At 69.6% G+C, this 2,010-nt stretch carries 3 protein-coding genes; all 3 read right to left on the reverse strand.

From position 1 onward, the window contains the following. Positions 1-525 (reverse strand): GNAT family N-acetyltransferase (locus tag AC2VON_RS18765; protein ID WP_486954311.1); only part of this gene is annotated, 525 nt, incomplete at its 3' end. A gap of 133 nt (positions 526-658) precedes the next feature. Next, a complete protein-coding gene (locus tag AC2VON_RS18770) occupies positions 659-1,615 on the reverse strand; it encodes an electron transfer flavoprotein subunit alpha/FixB family protein (RefSeq protein WP_486954312.1) in 957 nt (318 codons plus the stop codon). Between the two features lie 28 nt (positions 1,616-1,643). Beyond that, a partial coding sequence (locus tag AC2VON_RS18775; protein WP_486954313.1) for an electron transfer flavoprotein subunit beta/FixA family protein occupies positions 1,644-2,010 on the reverse strand: 367 nt, incomplete at its 5' end.

Raw genomic sequence — 2,010 nt, forward strand, 5'->3', positions numbered from 1 at the left:
TCCCTGGCCGTGGACCGGGACCGAGACGCAACCGGAGACGAAGTCGTATCCGTACCGGTCCGCGTAGGCCAGGATGCCGGCCCACATCAGCAGCACCACCGCGCCGTTGCGGTGGCCCGGCCGCACTACCGCGCGACCCATCTCGACCAGCCACGGCCGCAGCGGGTCCAGCGGGGTGATGTCGAACTCACCGGCGCTGTAGAGCCCTCCGGCGGCGATCGCAGCGGTCGGGGGCAGCATCCGGTAGCAGCCGACCAGGACACCGGAGGCGTCGTCACGCACCAGCAGGTGGTCGCAGTATTGGTCGAATCGGTCGGCATCCAGTCCGGTGGAGCCGCCGCAGCCGCCGGCAGATCCGGACAAGACGAAGCCCGGCTCGGTGCTGAACACGTCGTGACGCAGCCGCTGCGCGGCCTCGACCAGGGCGGGGTCCGTGGTCACCAGCAGCGAGTACCGCGGGGTGTCGGTCGATGGGCGGGAAGAGGAGGCTGGGTCGGCGGCGATCAGGACGGATGCAGTGCTCACAGTCAGCACGGTTCCCTACCCGTGGGACGCTGGGGCAATCACCGCGTAACGCGTCGATGTACGCTCGGTGACGAGTTGTGGGGGACGCGGACGCCCCCGGCACGCCAGAAGTGGGTGCCTTCGCTGGGAAGCCTTAACCCTTGCGGGCTTTGGCCGCCTCGGTCAGCTGTGGGGCGACCTTGAAAAGATCACCGACGATGCCGTAGTCGGCGATCTCGAAGATCGGCGCCTCCTCGTCCTTGTTGACCACCACGATGGTCTTGGACGTCTGCATGCCGGCGCGGTGCTGGATCGCCCCGGAGATGCCCAGCGCGATGTAGAGCTGCGGCGACACGGTCTTGCCGGTCTGGCCGATCTGGAACTGCCCTGGGTAATACCCGGAGTCCACGGCCGCGCGCGACGCGCCGACCGCGCCACCCAGCGCGTCGGCCAGCTCCTCGACGACGCGGAAGTTCTCCGCACTGCCGACTCCACGGCCGCCAGCCACCACGATGGCGGCCTCGGTGAGCTCCGGGCGCTCGCTGGCGGCCGCGGGCTCGCGCGCGGTGATCTTGGTGGCGTTCTCCGCCGGTGCCGGCACTTCGACGGTGACCTGCTCGCCGGCGCCGTCCGCCGGCTGGGGCTCGATCGATCCTCCCCGCACGGTGATCACCGGGGCGTCCCCGGTGGCCTGGGCCGCCACGGTGAACTCCCCACCGAAGACCGAGTACACGACCTTCCCGCCCTCCTTGACGTCGATGACGCCGACCAGCAGGCCGGACCCGATCCGGGCCGCCAGCCGGGCACCGATCTCGTTGCCGTCGACCGTGGCGGCCAACAGCACCCCCGCCGGGGTGGTCGATGCTGTGAGCGCGGCCAGCACGTCGACCACCGGGGTGACCGGGTAGGCGGCCACCGTGTCGGACTCGGCGATGTAGATCTTGGCGGCTCCGGCGGCCTTCAGCCCGTCGATCAGCGGCGCGGCGGTGCCCGGCGCACCGACCACGACCGCGGCCGGCTCGCCCAACACACGGGCTGCGGTGATCAATTCGGAGCTGGCCTTTCTCAGCTCCCCGTCGGCGTGCTCGGCGAGCACCAGTACTTCAGCCATGTCGTCTCTTCCCTGTGGTCTGGTGTCGCTAGATGATTTTCTGGGCAACGAGATATTCGGCGATCTTGGTACCGCCGTCGCCTTCGTCGGTGACCTTCTCGCCAGCGGTCTTGGGCGGCTTCGGGGTCGACGCGGTCACCGTCGAACCGGCGTTGGCCAGACCGACCTCGTCGGCCTCCACCCCGATCTCGGCCAGGGACAGCACGGTGACTTCCTTCTTCTTGGCGGCCATGATGCCCTTGAACGACGGGAAGCGGCCCTCGGGGGTCTTCTCGTTGACGCTCACCACCGCCGGCAGCGTCGCCTCCAGCGTGAACACCCCGTCGGGGGTCTCCCGGTCGGCGGTGACCCTGTCGCCGTCGACCGTCAGATTGCGCACGTAGGTAAGCATCGGC

It is taken from the genome of Mycobacterium sp. TH-M82 (assembly GCF_057473605.1).

Coding starts and splice junctions, on each gene's coding strand:
- AC2VON_RS18770 (WP_486954312.1), bottom strand. CDS start 1,615: ATGGCTGAAGTACTGGTGCTCGCCGAGCACGCCGACGGGGAGCTGAGA.